General features: G+C 72.6%; 12 protein-coding genes. 6 read left to right on the plus strand and 6 right to left on the minus strand.

From position 1 onward, the window contains the following. Positions 1-174 precede the first annotated feature (174 nt). Complete coding sequence (locus IH09_RS04135; protein WP_280530266.1) at positions 175-1,698, minus strand: FAD-dependent monooxygenase; 1,524 nt, start codon at positions 1,696-1,698, stop codon at positions 175-177. Positions 1,699-1,861: 163 nt separating this feature from the next. Here IH09_RS04135 and ligD point away from each other — a divergent pair, with 163 nt between their 5' ends. Together ligD and ctaD are read left to right on the plus strand one after the other, a co-directional pair. Beyond that, positions 1,862-2,833, plus strand: a complete 972-nt coding sequence (gene ligD, locus IH09_RS04140) for a non-homologous end-joining DNA ligase (protein ID WP_052854074.1) — start codon at positions 1,862-1,864, stop codon at positions 2,831-2,833. A 245-nt stretch (positions 2,834-3,078) separates the two neighbouring features. Next, positions 3,079-4,800 (plus strand): aa3-type cytochrome oxidase subunit I, encoded by a 1,722-nt coding sequence (gene ctaD, locus IH09_RS04145; protein ID WP_052854075.1) that lies wholly within the window; start codon positions 3,079-3,081, stop codon positions 4,798-4,800. 21 nt (positions 4,801-4,821) lie between these two features. Here the strand turns inward: ctaD and IH09_RS04150 are convergent, their stop codons facing one another. Beyond that, a complete protein-coding gene (locus IH09_RS04150; RefSeq protein ID WP_052854076.1) occupies positions 4,822-5,319 on the minus strand; it encodes a MarR family winged helix-turn-helix transcriptional regulator in 498 nt (165 codons plus the stop codon). A 119-nt stretch (positions 5,320-5,438) separates the two neighbouring features. Here IH09_RS04150 and IH09_RS04155 point away from each other — a divergent pair, with 119 nt between their 5' ends. Further along, complete coding sequence (locus IH09_RS04155; RefSeq protein WP_052854080.1) at positions 5,439-5,813, plus strand: cupin domain-containing protein; 375 nt, start codon at positions 5,439-5,441, stop codon at positions 5,811-5,813. A 177-nt stretch (positions 5,814-5,990) separates the two neighbouring features. On the opposite strand, the gene IH09_RS38790 is transcribed toward IH09_RS04155, so the two are convergent. The 4 genes from IH09_RS38790 to IH09_RS04175 form a co-directional block, all read right to left on the minus strand. Then, positions 5,991-6,383 carry a hypothetical protein gene (locus IH09_RS38790; RefSeq protein WP_052854082.1) on the minus strand — a complete coding sequence of 131 codons (393 nt, stop codon included), beginning with the start codon at positions 6,381-6,383 and terminating at the stop codon, positions 5,991-5,993. A gap of 153 nt (positions 6,384-6,536) precedes the next feature. Beyond that, a complete protein-coding gene (locus tag IH09_RS04165; protein ID WP_052854084.1) occupies positions 6,537-7,916 on the minus strand; it encodes an MFS transporter in 1,380 nt (459 codons plus the stop codon). Next, positions 7,913-9,979 (minus strand): PEP/pyruvate-binding domain-containing protein, encoded by a 2,067-nt coding sequence (locus tag IH09_RS04170; protein ID WP_052854088.1) that lies wholly within the window; start codon positions 9,977-9,979, stop codon positions 7,913-7,915. The genes IH09_RS04165 and IH09_RS04170 overlap by 4 nt, the downstream gene beginning before the upstream one ends. Then, complete coding sequence (locus IH09_RS04175) at positions 9,976-11,349, minus strand: ATP-grasp domain-containing protein (RefSeq protein WP_052854090.1); 1,374 nt, start codon at positions 11,347-11,349, stop codon at positions 9,976-9,978. Before IH09_RS04175 ends, IH09_RS04170 begins: the two co-directional genes overlap by 4 nt. 335 nt (positions 11,350-11,684) lie before the next feature. Here IH09_RS04175 and IH09_RS04180 point away from each other — a divergent pair, with 335 nt between their 5' ends. From IH09_RS04180 to IH09_RS04190, 3 genes are all read left to right on the plus strand, one after another. After that, on the plus strand, positions 11,685-12,974 hold the full coding sequence (locus IH09_RS04180; RefSeq protein WP_052854092.1) for a PAS domain-containing protein: 1,290 nt from the start codon (positions 11,685-11,687) through the stop codon (positions 12,972-12,974). Between the two features lie 251 nt (positions 12,975-13,225). Further along, complete coding sequence (locus tag IH09_RS04185; protein WP_052854094.1) at positions 13,226-13,603, plus strand: hypothetical protein; 378 nt, start codon at positions 13,226-13,228, stop codon at positions 13,601-13,603. A 421-nt stretch (positions 13,604-14,024) separates the two neighbouring features. Beyond that, positions 14,025-15,662: an APC family permease gene (locus tag IH09_RS04190; protein WP_052854095.1), complete on the plus strand. Its 1,638-nt coding sequence runs from the start codon at positions 14,025-14,027 to the stop codon at positions 15,660-15,662. Positions 15,663-15,791 lie beyond the last annotated feature (129 nt).

A 15,791-nucleotide genomic window follows, 5' to 3' on the forward strand; every position in this document is an offset into this window, starting at 1 on the left:
CGCATGGCACCCGGGCCCCGCCCACACTGTAAGGACCGATCACCCGTCCCCCGGCCCGCTCCGCGGACGGCTTCGCTGCGCACGGAGCGTGAGTTGTCCACATGATTGCCGATCCATCCCCGGCTTCCCCGCGATGCGGGTCGTTCGCAGGAACGGGGGTGCGGGCGGCGCCGGTCAGCCGAGTCCGACGGCCGTCAGGTAGGGGCGGACATCCGCCGGGTCGTGGGTGGCCAGGCCGACGTAACCGTCCGGGCGCACCAGGAACAGCCCCTCCCCGTAGATCTCCGCCACGGCGTCGTCGTGCACCGAGTGGGTGCGCACGCGCGCGGAGACGGACGGCGGTTTGACGCCGATGGCCAGCAGCGTGAACTGCGGACCCCGGAAGACGTCGAAGAGCCGCCGCGGATGGCCGGCCGCCCCGGGGAGTGCGACGTCGGGGGCGCGGTCGCCGGCCCGGAGGGCGCCCTCGGGCAGACGGTCGCGGGCCTCGGCCGTCATGGGGCTCTGCCGGTAGCCGACGCCCAACTGGTTGGTGGCCCTGCCGCGTCGGGCGGCCTCGCCGGCGCTGCCCACCTCCGGTTTGCGGCCGACGCGGTAGAGCCGGGTGCTCAGCTCCAGCACCTCGGCGGCCACCGGCAGCCGCTCCGCCTGGTAGCTGTCGAGCAGCCGGGGCCGCGCGTCGTGGCGCAGCACCTGGCCCAGTTTCCAGCCCAGGTTGTACGCGTCCTGGACGCTGGTGTTCAGTCCCTGTCCGCCGCCCGGGGGGTGGACGTGCGCGGCGTCGCCCGCGAGGAAGACCCGGCCGCACCGGAACCGGGGGGCGAGGGCCGCGTGCGGCTGGTAGTACGAGGCGCACCGTACGTCCGTCACCGCTCCGGCGAGCAGATGGCTGCGGGTCGCGATGATGCCGCGCACATCGCGGGAGGTGTCCGAGTCGTCCGTTTCGAACTGCGCGGAGAACTGGAAGTCGTCGGTGCCGGGGAGCGGGCACAACAGCATCGAGCCGCCGGGGGCCTTGGGCCAGACATGCCAGTTCTCGCGGTCCAGGCCGTCGATGCGGACATCGGCGACCAGCGCGGGGCGCAGGCCGCTGTCCTTGCCGACCATCGCGATCCCCAGTGCGTGCCGTACCGCGCTGCGGCCGCCGTCGGCGGCGACGAGGTAGCGGGCCGTGACGGTGCGGAGCGTCCCGTCCCGGTGCGCGAGTTCGGCCGTGACGTCTTCCGCGGTCTGCCGCAGATCGAGCAGTGAGGTGTCGAACTCCACGTCGCCGCCCAGCTGTCGCAGCCGTTCGTGGAGTATCTGCTGGGTGCGCCACTGCGGGATCATCCACACGCTCGGGTAGCGGGAAAGCGGGCTGCCGGGTGCCTGTCCGATCAGGTGCCACGCCCCGCGGCGTTCGCCGTTCTCCCAGCTCATCATCGGCGGGAAGGGGGCGCCGGCGGCACGTATCGCGTCGCTCACGCCGAGATCGTCGAAGACCTCCTGGGTGCGCGGCTGGAGACCCTTGCCACGCGAACCGGGGAAGAGCCGGTCGGACTGTTCGATCAGCCGGCACCGGACACCGCGCCGGGCCAGATCACAGGCGAGGGTGAGCCCGGTCGGTCCGGCACCGACGATGAGCACCTCCGTGGTGGTGGCGCCCCTGTCGTCAAGCTGGCTCTCGGAGGTCATGAACACCACACCCTTCGCCAACACTCCAGGTATGTGACAGGGTCACACAGCTCGGCGCCGCTGTCCTGTGACGCCGCTGCGGCCCGGGGCGCACCGGGCGCGACCGGTCATGACGGAGTGGAGCGCGGCGGCCGAGGACCGCGCGGGCCGATCTGCGCGCGGCCCCGCCTCCCTGGATCATCGGGACATGGCCCCGAGCGACGGGCGTGGATCCGCTCCGTACCCCGAGATCCGGCCGATGCTGGCCACTCCGGGTCCGCTGCCCGGCGGGGGCGAGGACGCGGCGTGGGCGTTCGAGACCAAATGGGACGGGGCGCGCTGCGTCGTCGGCACGCCGGGCGACGGAACGGTGCGGCTCGTCACCCGGGCGGGCGGCGACGCGACCGCGACATACCCCGAGCTCGGCGCCCTGGGCGAGCAGCTGCGCGGCCGGCCCGCGGTGCTGGACGGTGAGGTCGTGGTCCTGGACGCCCGGGGGCACCCCGACTTCGGGCTGTTGCAGCGCCGGATGGGCGTGGTGAACCCGCGGCGGGCCGCCCGGCTGGCCCTGGCGCACCCGGCCCACCTCGTGCTCTTCGACCTCATGTACCTGGGCCGCCCGTTGCTGGACGCCCCGTACCACGAGCGCCGGTCCGCACTGGCCGCCCTGGGTCTGGGCGGCCCGAACTGGTCGGTGCCCGCGTACGCCGAGGGCCACGGGCAGCAGGCGTGGGAGGCCACCCTGCGCGGCGGGTTCGAGGGCGTCGTGGCGAAGAAGCTCACCTCCCGCTACGTCCCGGGCGTCCGGTCGCCCGAATGGCGCAAGACGAAGCATGTACGGACCCTGGATGTGGTCATCGGCGGCTGGACGGAGGGCCGCGGCGGCCTCGCCGGTCTGCCCGGTGCGGTGCTGGTCGGTGTCGCGGAGCCGGCGGGACTGCGGTACGCGGGCGCCGTGGGCTCGGGGCTGTCCGGCCGGGAGCGGCGCGAGCTGGTGCGCTACCTGAGCGTGATCCCGGCCGGCCGCTCCCCCTTCGCCGGCCCCGTCGACGTGCCCGGCGCCCACTGGGTCGAAGCCCGGCTGGTCGCGGAGGTCACCCACTCCGGCTGGACGCCCGCCGGGCGGTTGCGCCACCCCGTCTGGCACCGGTTGCGCCCCGATCTCACCCGACTCGGCTGACGGCGGCGGGAGTTCACGCCGTCCCGCCCTCGGCCACCGCGGCCGCTGGTGGGGCGGGGCGCCCGCCACGCCCACCATGGGGTCAACCCTCTCCCGGCCTGGTTCTTCGCGCTATCAACGTCTCGAAGCCGACAGCGTCGGCTCCGTCAGGTCCATCGGGCAGGAGGCCCCTTCCCGCCCGGACGTGGCGAACCGGTCGGGCGACGCCATCGGGGTCTCGCCGCCGGGGCCGAAAGGGGTGGGACATGCCGGTAGGGACAGCGCCGCGAACGGCACCCGGCAGGCGGCGTCGCGCGCACGGTGCCGCCGTGGTGGAGTGGCTGACCACCACGGACCACAAGCGGATCGGCACCCTCTACATGGTCACGTCGTTCGGGTTCTTCCTCCTCGGCGGTCTGCTGGCGCTGTTCATGCGGGCCGAACTGGCGCGCCCCGGAATGCAGATCCTCTCCAGCGAGCAGTACAACCAGGCGTTCACGATGCACGGCACGATCATGATGCTGTTCTTCGCGACGCCGCTGTTCGCGGGATTCACCAACTGGATCATGCCGTTGCAGATCGGTTCTCCCGATGTCGCCTTCCCGCGGCTGAACATGTTCGCCTACTGGCTCTATCTCTTCGGCGCGCTCATCGCCGTGGGGGCCTTTCTCACGCCGGACGGCGCCGCCTCCTTCGGCTGGTTCGCCTATACCCCGCTGTCGGACGGGGTGCGCAGCCCCGGACTGGGCGGCGATATGTGGATCATGGGCCTGGCTTTCGCGGGATTCGGCACGATCCTGGGCGCGGTCAATTTCATCGCCACCATCATCTGCCTGCGCGCGCCCGGGATGACGATGTTCCGGATGCCGATCTTCACCTGGAACGTCCTGCTCACCAGCGTGCTCGTACTGATGGCCTTTCCGGTGCTGGCGGCCGCCCTGTTCGCGCTGGAGGCGGACCGGAAATTCGGTGCGCACGTCTATGACCCGGCCAACGGCGGCGCGTTGCTGTGGCAGCACCTCTTCTGGTTCTTCGGGCATCCCGAGGTCTACATCATCGCGCTGCCGTTCTTCGGCATCATCTCGGAGATCATTCCGGTCTTCAGCCGCAAACCGGTCTTCGGCTACATCGGGCTGATCGGTGCCACGATCAGCATCACCGGGCTGTCGATCGTGGTGTGGGCGCACCATATGTTCGTCACCGGCGCCGTGCTGCTGCCGTTCTTCTCCATCATGTCGTTCCTCATCGCCGTGCCCACCGGCGTGAAGTTCTTCAACTGGATCGGCACGATGTGGCGGGGGTCGCTGTCGTTCGAGACGCCGATGCTGTGGAGCGTGGGCTTTCTGGTGACGTTCCTCTTCGGCGGCCTGACCGGGGTGGTGCTGGCCTCCCCGCCGTTGGATTTCCACGTCAGCGACACCTATTTCGTGGTCGCCCATTTCCACTATGTCGTCTTCGGCACGGTGGTGTTCGCGATGTTCGGCGGATTCTATTTCTGGTGGCCCAAGTTCACCGGAAGAATGCTGGACGAACGCCTCGGGCGCATCCATTTCTGGACGCTCTTCATCGGTTTCCACACCACCTTCCTCGTTCAGCACTGGCTCGGCGTCGAGGGCATGCCCCGCCGCTACGCCGACTATCTGGCGGCCGACGGCTTCACGGCGCTGAACACCGTCTCCTCCATCGGCGCGTTCCTGCTGGGGCTCTCCACCCTGCCGTTCCTCTACAACATCTGGCACACCGCACGGCATGCGCCGCGGACCGAGGCCGAGGACCCCTGGGGCTACGGCCGTTCGCTGGAGTGGGCCACCTCCTGCCCGCCGCCCCGGCACAACTTCCGTACCCTGCCGCGGATCCGCTCCGAATGCCCGGCCTTCGACCTCCACCACCCCGAGATCGCCGCGCTGGACCGGGCCCTGAACCCCGCCCACGGGGGCCGGCCGGACGCCCCGGGTGCGGGCCCGCGCGCGGACGGCGAAGGCGGCTGAGCCGCCCCCGGCGCCCGCCGTTCACCAGACCGGCCGGAGCCCGGTCCGCCGGCCGTCCGGCAGGTGGTCGACGTAGGCGCGCAGCGCGTCGTGGACGGCGGTGAGGCGGTCGGCGCCGATGAGGTCGGCCCACTGCTGTTCCGCCTCCGCCCACAGGGTGTCGGCCAGCCGGACGTACTCCTGTCCGCGGTCGGTGAGCCGGAGGATCTGGGCGCGCCGGTCGGTGGGGTGGGGCCGGCGCCGGAGGTAGCCCCAGTCGGCCAGTTCGCCGACGGTCTTGGAGGCGGACTGCTTGGTCACCCCCAGGTGGGCGGCGAGGCCGACCGTCGTGGCGTGCGGATGGTCCGCGAGGTAGCGGAAGGCGTAGCCGTGCGCCGGCCGCAGCGGTTCGCGCCCGAGTTCGGCCAGCCGGGTGTGCAGATGGTCGCTCATGTCACGGAAGACCGTGGCGAGCAACAGGGGTACCTCACCGGGGCGGCGGCCCCCGGAGGCGGTGGCCGGGCCGGCGTTCTCGTCCATGGCGTCCCTCGGAAGCGGCTGCGGGGTGCCCGCCCATCATAGTCAACCAGGTTGACCTTCTCCACCCCGGGACATACCGTCAAACAAGTCAGTTCAGTTGACTACTTTCGGAGGAACCCATGCCCCTGTCGACCCTCGCCGATGCCCCGGTTTTCGCCCGCGACGGCTTCACCTTCCGCCCGCTGGCCGTACCGTCCCGTGGCAGCTCGGAGCTGGCGGTCTGGGCGCTGGAGATCGCACCGGGGTCGGCCGGCGAGGTCCACTCTATGGACCGCGAGGAGGTGTTCGTCGTGGTGTCGGGCAAGGTGTCGGCCACCGTCGCGGACCAGGAGATCAGCACGGCGAGCGGCGACGCCGTCATCGTCCCGGCCCACCACACGCTCCGGATCCGCAACGCCTGCGCAACGACCCCGGCCACGCTGACCGCGGTGACCTCGGCCGGTATGCGGGCCACCGTCGGTGACGCGACGTTCCCGCCGCCGTGGGCCCAGTGAGCCGATACGGAACCGCCGGGGGGCGCGGGCCCGTCGCGTTCGCCGATCGGTCGCATTGCTCATTCGCCGTCCGTCACCACCGTGCCGGACGGAACCCGGCCGCCGCGCCACGAGGGCGGGACGGGGCCGGGTTCCGAACGAACCAGGGGCCGGGCGGACCGACCGGGTCCGGGCGGACTAGAGAATGTCGAGCAGGCCGAGACCGGCGAGGCCCCTGTCGAAGCCGAGGCCGTCACGGCGGCCGAACTCGAAGCCGTCGCGGCGGCCGAATCCGAAACCGTCACGCCCCTCGCACCGGCAGCCATCACCCCGGCCCCACCGGTCGCCTCGGTCGCCCCGACCCCAACGGTCACCCCGGTCACCCCGGTCCCGCCGGTCGTCCCGGTCACCCCGGTCGCGCCGGTCCCCCCGGTCGCGCCGGTCGTCGTGCCTGCCGGAACAGCCGTCGTGGGTGGCGCACATGACGGTCCGGGAGTTGCTCGGGGCCGCGATCGCGGCGCCGGTCATCGGGACGACGAGGGCCACGGTCAGACCGGCGACGGCGAGCCCACGGGAGATCGAACGGAGCATTCTTCCACCTTCACTCAACTCGGAGCGGGATGCGGACATTTTCCGCATAAGTGACGATAGGTCGAATGCGGCACCCCGACCGACGACCCACCGGGCGGCGCCGGAGGGTCACCGGAACGCACCAGAGGTCCACGCGGGGGCGTCGACGGACGGTCAGCCGGCCGGCTCACGGGCCACTGCCCGTCCCGCACGGGCCGTCGTCACCGCCGTCGGCCCGGGTGCCGCGTCCGCCCGGGTACGCGCCCCGTCCCGGCGCACCACGCCGCGCCACAGGACCAGTTGGAGGACGGCCAGCAGCACACCGGTCAGCGCCGCGCTGTGCCAGAGCAGCGCGTCCAGCCGGCCCGCGGACAGATAGGCGCCGACGGCCACCGCCGCCAGCGCGCACACCCCCCGGTCCACGATGCTCTCGACGGACAGCAGCGTGGCGCGCGGGGCGTCCGCCGGAATCACGTCGTTCACCAGCTTGCGCTGGACGGGATAGGCGAAGCCGGTGCCCGCGGCGAACACGCAGAGCAGCGCGATCACGGCCCAGGGCCCGCCGACGGTGATCCCGGCCAGGGTGCCCGCCAGCGCGAGGCTGAGCAGGGACACCCAGGCCACCGGCGACAGCCGCCGCCCGAGCCACTGGGGGCGCGCCGAGGCCACCGCCTCCGCCACCGTCATGGCCGCCAGCACCCCGCCGTGCGAGGTCTCGGCGATGCCGTGGTCGAGCAGGATGGGCTGGAAGAGGTTCACCTGGCAGATCCGGGAGAGCGTGAACACGGCCACCCCCTGCACCATGACCAGGGCGAGCCAGGGGCTGGCCCGTACGCACCGCAGCGCGGCCCCGGCGTCGCGCAGGAAGGCCCCGTAACTCCGTCTCTCCTTCCGGCCGTCGGGTGCCCCGGCCGCCGGTAGGCCGCGCCCGGGACCCGCGAGCCGGGGCAGCGCGACGGCGCAGACGAGGGAGCCCGCCGCACTCGCGGCGCTCAGCACGTACGGCGCCGCGTGGGCGAGCGCCATCAGCGGGCCGACCAGCGGCCAGCACAGCACCTTCGCGGCCAGACCGAGGGCGCGGGCGGTGCCCTCGGCCTTCAGGTAGTGCTCCCCCGCGCCCTCGGCCCGCAGACCGTCGTAGAGGTAGGCGCTGGCGGCGCCCGAGGTCAGGGAACGGCCGGCGGCGATGGCCAGGAAGTGGACAAGGAAGCCCGCGTAGCCGGGGCTGACGACCGGTGCGAGGTTCGCCGCGGTCATCACGACCGCGCCGGCCCGCAGGCAGTTGCGGGTGCCGATGCGGTCGGCGACGATCCCGGTCGGGATCTCGAACAGGCAGAACGCGACGTAGTAGATGCTCTGGATCCCGAAAATCTGCCCGTCGGAGAGCCCCGCCTCCCGCTGGTAGGCGTAGAACACCGGCATCCACCACAGCAGGTTGAACAGCAGCTGGAAGCCGTTGTTCAGGCGGATGATCCGGCGGGCCCGCGGGGACGGCGGCGGGCCCGCGCCCCGCCGCCGCGAGGCGCGCCGCGGGCCGGGCGGCCGGCCGGTCACCGCGCGTAGGGGCGGATCTGGACCAGGCGGAACGCCCCCTGGCCGGTCATCAGCCACTCGATGTCCAGCGGTCCGTCCCCGGCCGCATCCCCGAAGTGGGACTGCAACAACCTGCCGGTGAGGGCCAGGTCGGCCAGCCGGCGGCGCGTCCCGGCCGGCAGGTCCGTACCGGCCGAGCCGAGGGAGACCGTACGGCCGCCGCCCTCGACGGTGTTGTAGAGGTATTGCAGCGGCAGCACCGTTCCGTCGACGATCCGCTCGGGTGAGCCCGCGGAGCAGTTGAGGTAGACGTTGCGGAAGTCCGCGCGCCTCGTCGGGTCGCAGGTGACCAGGACGCCGCCGAGTTCCGCGGGGACGTACCGCTGGATGATCACCCCCATATAGGTGTCGTCCGGGGCGATACCGGCCTGGTGGCGCAGGAGCACGCCGCGCGGCGAGAACAGGGAGGCCCATACCTGGCGTACCGCGTCGAGGAGTTCGCCGGTGCCGTGGACGGCGGTGACCGAGGCGTAGACCCCGGCCGCGGAGAAGCCGGGCAGGTCCTCGGCGTTGGCGGAGGAACGCACCACCAGGCGGTGGGGGCCGGTGAGACCGGGCGGGAGTACCCCGGTGATCCGCCGGACGATCCCGTCGGGCACCGGGGTGTGGCGGATGAGGTGTTGCAACTGCCGGCAGAGCGGGTCCAGCGCCTGCGGTGCGGGGGTGGCGAGGGCGTCCTTGAGCCGGCGGACGGCCTGCCGCAGCGCCGGGGAGGAGATGAGGAAGCGGTGTTGCAGGGCGAACGGCAGGGCGATCCCTTCGGGGGCCGTGACGGTACGGGCGGCGAACTCGGCCGCCGCCCGCCGGAGTTCGCCGGTGGCGTGCCCGGTGCCGTCGCCGGGGTGCGCGCCCGGCAGGCCGAGGCGGGACGCGAGGTGGCCGTACAGGTCCCGGCGGGGCGGCCGCGGCCGGCCGTAGTAGGCGGTGAGATCGGCGGTACGGCGCTCCAGGACGTGGTGGAGCTCGCCGAGCTGGGCGGCCTTGGTGCCGTAGCGGTCCCGGTCGGTGCGGCGCAGCAGGTGCAGGGGGAGCGCGGGCGCGTCGGCGAGCCGCGGCGGCGCCAGCCGGATCCGCGGCCGGGGCCGGTCCGCCGCTCGCGGGGCCGGGGCCCCGGCCAGCGGTACGAGGGTGATCTCGTCGTCGCCCACCCGGTAGCGGACCCAGGCGCCGTTCAGGCCGTCCCGTTCGATGATCCGGTCCAGGTCGCGGACGATCGCGTTGGGGATGCCCCAGCCGGCGGCGAGGACATTGGTGTGGGAGAGCGGGGTGCTGGGCTCGGTGTGGAGGAACCCGGCGACCCGCGGTACGTCATCCGGCAGACAGGCCATGGCCACGATGTCCGCCCGGCCGAGTCCGGCGGCGGCCGCCGCGTACTCCCCGGCGGTCCGGAAGTGGCGCAGCCGGCCGGTGGCCTCGCCGGGGTTGAGCGGTGTCCTGGTCCGGTTGCCGAAGAGTTCGTGGGCGAGGATCCGCGGCACCCGGTCGTCGCCGATCGCGGTGAGTTCCTGCTCCTGGCCGTGGTTCGCCGGTTTCAGCAGCAGCGGCAGTGTGTCGTCGACCCGGTGGCGGACGAAGCCGTAGAACTCGTCGAGAAGGGCGCCGGACATGGTGTCGGCCTCGGTCGTCTCCAGGACGAGGAAGGGGCGTTCCCCGGCTTCGGTGTGGGTGTGGGTGTGGGTGTGGGTGTGGGTGTGGGTGTGGGTGTGCAGCGAAAGGACGCCCAGCAGGAAGCGGCGCTCCGGGGCCGTGTACACCGAGGCGTTGAAGTCGTCCAGGCAGGCGTCCAGCGCCGCCAGGTCCATACCGAGGACGCGGGTGGCGACGTAGTCGACGTGGAAGGGGTGGACGGCCGTGTCGAGCAGATGCCAGGTGCGCTCGGCGCGGTCCACGACGACCTTCAGGTACGGGTGGCCGGCCAGGACGCCGGAGAGGGTGTGGAAGAGCGGCAGTGACAGGCGTCCGCCGACGGCCGTGCGGTCGGTGACGGGGCCGGGCGCGCCGACGGGGAGGGCGGCGGTGGTCATATCCGGGCACCCCCGGTCCCGGCCGGAGCCGTCGGCAGGACGTGCGGCAGGGCGTCCACCAGGGTGCGGAAGTCGGTGAGGACGGTCCGCGGGTCGGCGGCGGAGAGCAGGCAGAGCGCCGCCATGGTGTTGGCGCCCGCGGCCGGGTCGTAGACCGGCACCACGGTGCCGTCGGGCAGTGAGCTCTCGGCCACCACGGAGAGCCGACTGCCGTCGCTGACCGGGACGGCGTCCGCCACGGTCGGGAAGTCCCAGATCCGCCGGCCGGGCCAGGCGTCGCCCGCGCCGTCGACGGCCAGCACGACGAGCGAACCGGCCGCGCCGCGCGCCTCGTTCGGGGTGCGCACCTGCGCCGGCCAGGTGACCGGGCGTCCCAGGAGGTGGTCGGTGAGCAGGCCGATGAGGTCGATACCGAAGACCTCCTCGGTCTGCGGGACGGTCATCGCGCCGCCGAATCGGGCGGCGGTCTCGATCACCCACATGCGGCCGCCGGCCCCGAGCTTGATCTCGGTGTGCGTCCCGCAGTTCTCCAGGCCCAGCGCGTCCACGGCGTCGCGGGCCAGGGCGACGACGCGGTCCTGGGCGGCGGGCGGCAGCGCGGCGGGGGTGATCCCGGCGCGCTCGGTGAACGGCTCGACCGTGGGCATCCGCCCGCTGAGGCAGACGGGATGGAAGTGGCCGTCGGCCACCACGCCTTCCACGCTCACGTAGTCGCCCCACCCCGGCTCGTCGAACCAGTCCGCGGCCGAGCCCCGCACGATCTCCTCGACGAGGAAGTCGGCGCCGGCACCGGCCACATGGAGTTCGGCGTAGCCCAGTTGCGCGGATTCGGCCATGACGTCCCGGGCCCGGGACCAGGCCGCCGGTATCTCCGCCGCGGACCTGATGATCCGGTGCGCCGTGGAGCCCGCGCTCCAGGCCGCCTTGAGCAGCAGCGGGAAGGTCAGCGCGGCGGCCGCCCGGTGCAGCTCCCGCTCGGTGGCGACGGGGCGGAACCGGGGCTGGGAGATGCCCCGTTCCTGCCAGGTGCGCCGCATCAGCCGCTTGTCGCGGGCGAGCGTGCAGGAGTCGCCGGCGCCGGGCAGGCCCAGTTTCGCGCAGGCTTGTGCGACGGCGACGACGGCGTACTCGGAGAAGGTGACGACCGCGTCCGCGCCCACCTCCTGGGCGTGGTCGACGATCAGCGACACCAGGTCGTGCCGCTCGGGCTCGGCGGGGGCCACGACCGAGGCGCACAGGCGCTCGGCGGCGGCGGTGGGCGGCAGCGCGCTGAGCGCCAGCACGTGCACGACCGCCTTCGCGGCGACCCGGGACAGCGCGTACCCCGGCGGCGGGCCACCCTTGGCATGGACGAACAGCACCGTGCTCACAGAAATCCGACTCCTCGAACGTGCGGAAACGGGCGGGGGAAACGGCGGGACCAGGCGGACATACCGCCCGCGATCCCTCTGCTCCAGCCAACCAGCCGGGCGCCGCCGCACACTCCGCTTCCGGCGGTGCGCGGTCAGGCAAATGCCTTAGTTGCAGGAGCCGTTGAAGTGCTGTGAAGGTTTTGTGATGACGTATGGCGGATGTGACCGTTGCGTCGCAGACCTGCGTAGGCCAGGTCGGCCGAAAACCGGGCATGCCCGACGACCGCCGGGGATACGCATACCGATGTCACCCCGGGCAAACCGGTTGAATCTTTCATGACAGAGAGGCCGTCGTGGACAAGACCAGTCTCCGCTCGCTGCTCGCGCAGCTCCCCGTGCTCTGGTGGGAGGCCGACGGGCAGCTGCGCACCGTCGAGAGCGGCGGTGGCGCCTTCGGCGACGACATCCGCACCGCGCGGCGGTTCCTCGACACCCTGCGGCAGGACATCGCCGCACCCTGGCGCTCCCCCGGAACCCGCCACTGGCAGGTGCGGTTCGAGGGGCGGGTCTTCGACGTGAGCTGGCCCCTCGGCGACGCCCCGGCCGACGGCCGGACCCGCGGTGTGGCCGCGGTGGCGGGCGCGGGCACCACCGCCGCCCGCCGTGACGGGGCGTTCGCGGACTTCGTCCCCGCCCCGGCCTTCATCCGGGACCATGACGGCCGCTATCTCTGGGCGAACCACGCCTACGCCCACCGCTACGGCACGACGCCGGAGAACGTCATCGGCAAGACGGTGCACGAACTCCACTCCCCCGCCGCCGCGGCCCAGTTCCTCGCCCTGGACCAGGACGTCCTCACCCGCGGCAAACCCCTGCGGCACACCTTCACGTACCAACGCGACGACGGCGGCAGCGGGCAGGCCGCGGGCCACCGGTTCCCCTTCCGGGAGGGCGCGCAGACCCATGTGGCGGGCATCTACGTGGACATCACCGACTGCACCCGGGCGGTGAACCAGCGCCGGGAGGCCGAGGAGAGCCTGCGCGCGCTGCGCGACCACAGCGGACTGCCCTGTGCGCTGCTCTCGGCGGGCGGCCGGATACAGCAGGCGAGCACGGCCGCCGCCGAACTGCTCCAGACCCGGCTCTCCGACCTCGTCGGCCGCCGGGCCGACACCCTGCTGGCCCCGCTGCCGGAGCTCGACGGGCTGCACCACCGATGGCATGACCTGATATCCCGTCGCAGCAGGCGGGTCCAGACGTCCGCGGTCTTCGTCGACGCCCGGGGAGCGCAACGCCGCGCCCGGCTGCATCTGACGACGGTCGGCCGGAGTTCGGCCCGTGCGGCGAGCGTCTGGGCGGTCGTCACCCACCAGGGGCTGGCCCACGAGCCCCAACCGCCGCTCACCGCCAGCCAGCTCCGCATCCTGTCGCTGCTCGCCGGCGGTCGCAGCAACGGCGAGATCGCCACCTCGCTGCGGCTCTCCCGCCAGACGGTCGACTACCACCTCAGCCGCCTGCGGGCCCTGCTGGGCGCCACCACCCGCCCCGCCCTCGTCGCCCGCGCCTACGTCCTGGGCATCCTCGCCCCCCAGACCTGGCCCCCGCGCTCCGCCACAGCCACCCATCCGCAGAGCTACGCCTGACGCCGGTGGCGGGGGCGTGGACCCCGTCGGCCCGCGCCTCGCACCGGCATCACCGCCCCGGACCCGCCCGCGCCCGGCCATCGGGACACCAGGGCGGGCGCGGACCGCACTTGTACGGCGCACCAAGCCCCAACTCCCCAACATCCCAAGGGAACTGACCGACAGTCGGTGCAACTGCATGCGCGCCGAATACGTCTCGGCATGTGGGTCTCCACGGCTCATCTCAACCGACCGGACACAAGGGGGAACGTATGCGGACGAGGAAGGCGCTCGGCGGGGTTCTGGCCGCCGCCACGCTCACGGTGGGGCTGGGTTTCGCGACCGCCCCGTCGGCGGCGGCCGCGAGCAACTGCTGGCCCGGCGAGAGCAACAGGTGGTACTGCAACAACGTGTCGGGGGCACCGGTCTACGGCATCATCGGCAACAACCACTCCTACCCCGACCCCGACACGGTGGTGGGGTACATGAACTCCAACCCGAGCTGGTTCTACTGCAAGGAGGACGGCCAAGCCTGGGTGGGCGGACCTCACCCGACCCGCTGGCTCATGACCGTGGCGGACAACGGCCGGCTCGGCTTCATGAAGGACACGGCCATCTCCAGCGAGACGGACCCCGTTCGGGACTGCTGACGCACCGCGCACCCGCGGGACCGCCCGGTGGACGACACCGGGCGGCCCCGCGCCGCACCGCGGTCCGCTACCGCCCCGTGCTTGTCCACCCGGCCGACGCGCCCGGTCCCGTACCGACGCGCCCCGGCGAACACGCCCGCCGGGCGTGTGGTCCGTGCCAACGGCGCGGCGGTGGGGGCGGCTTCCTGTCCGGCTCGGCCATCCGGCGGATGCGGTGGTGCCGGGGTGGTCCGCCCCCCGCGGCCATTCCGGTGATCGGCGCCCGATAGCCGGAAGGCCGGTGTGATCCTGCCGCTCCGTTCGCGTAATTCGCCCGATAATGGGGCATCCTGGCACGGCTCAGCCGCGTCCGGTCCCGTCCCGAGAACGCGCCGCCGACGCCCCGTGCCTCATCCTCACCGGAACGAGGGGTGCATGCCGCATGGAGATGCCCACCGCCACCGCGCCCGAGGATCCGGGGCTCAAACGGGACATCGGGCTGATCGGCCTCGTCTGGGCCTCCGGGGGATCCATCATCGGGTCCGGGTGGCTGTTCAGCGCGCTGCTCGCCGCGCAGGCGGCCGGCACGGCGGCGCTCGTCTCCTGGGGGATCGGGGCGCTCGCCATCATCGTGCTGGCCTTCGTCCACGCCGAACTGGGCGCCATGTACCCGGTCGCGGGCGGCACCGCGCGCTTCCCGCACTACGCGTTCGGCAGCGCCGCCGGTGCGTCCTTCGGCTGGTTCTCCTGGTTGCAGGCGGTCACCGTGGCGCCGATCGAGGTCATGGCGTCGCTGAACTACCTCAGCATCCACGCCCCCTGGGTGCAGACCGGCAGGAACCATCTGACGGCCGGTGGATACGCCCTGGCCGTCGCCTTCATGGCGTTCTTCGTCGTCGTCAACTTCTTCGGCATCAGATGGCTCGCGCACACCAACAGCGTGGCGACGTGGTGGAAGGTGGCCGTCCCGCTCGTCACCGTCATCGGCCTCGCCGCGACCGCCTTCCACGGCGGCAACTTCGGCTACCAGGGCTTCGCCCCGTTCGGCGCCAGGGGCGTGCTCTCCGCCATCAGCACCAGCGGCATCATCTTCGCGCTGCTCGGCTTCGAACAGGCCGACCAACTGGCCGGCGAGAGCCGCAATCCGGCCAGGGACCTCCCGCGCGCGGTCATCGGCTCGATCCTCATCGGCGTCCTCATCTATGTGGCGCTCCAGGTGGTCTTCATCGCGGCCCTGCCACAGAGCGCGTTCGCGCACGGCTGGGCCAGTCTCACCTTCCCCGGCAAGACGGGCCCGTTCGCCGGGCTCGCCACCTCGGTCGGCCTCGGATGGCTCGCCGTTCTCGTGTACATCGACGCGGTCGTCTCGCCGTCCGGTACGGGGCTGATCTACACCACCGCCACCTCACGGGTCTCGTACGGGCTGTCCCGTAACGGCTATGTGCCCGCGGTCTTCGAGCGCACCACCGCGCGCGGGGTCCCCTGGGCCGGTCTGCTCTTCGCCTTCGTCATCGGGCTCGTCGTGTTCCTGCCGTTCCCCACCTGGCAGAAGCTGGTCGGCTTCGTCACGTCCGCGAGCGTGCTGATGTACGCGGGGGCGCCGCTGGCCTTCGGGTGCCTGCGCAGACAGGACCCGGACCGGCCCCGCCCGTACCGTCTGCCCGGCGGCATGTTCTGGGCACCCGTGGCCTTCATCGTGGCGAACCTGATCATCTACTGGGCGGGCTGGGACACCCTGTGGCGGCTCGGCGTGGCGATCGCGCTCGGCTATCTGCTGCTGGGCGGCTCGGCGCTGCTGGGGCTCAACCCGCGCACCCCGCACATGGACTGGCGCTCCGCGCAGTGGCTGCCGGTGTATCTCGCGGGCATGGGCGTGCTCTCCTGGCAGGGCGGATTCTGCAGTACGGGCCCGGCCTCGGCGGCGTCCTGCGGGGCGACCGACGCCATTCCGCTGTGGTGGGACATCGCGCTCATCGCCGCCTTCAGCCTGGCGATCTACTTCTGGGCGCAGTCCGTCCGGCTCCCGGACGCGGAGACCCGGGAGTACATCGGCTCCGTCGAGGTGATCCCCGGCGGATGACGGCCGGTCGGCGAACGGCACCCCGTCGAGCACACGACGGTTCCGGGGACGGTGGCGGTGGCGGTGGCGGTGGCGGGGATACGGTCCGCGGGCCATTCGGAGGCTTCCGCCCGCCGCCTCGCCGACCGG

The sequence above is a fragment of the Streptomyces celluloflavus genome, assembly GCA_000720995.1.
Taxonomy (GTDB): domain Bacteria; phylum Actinomycetota; class Actinomycetes; order Streptomycetales; family Streptomycetaceae; genus Streptomyces; species Streptomyces celluloflavus.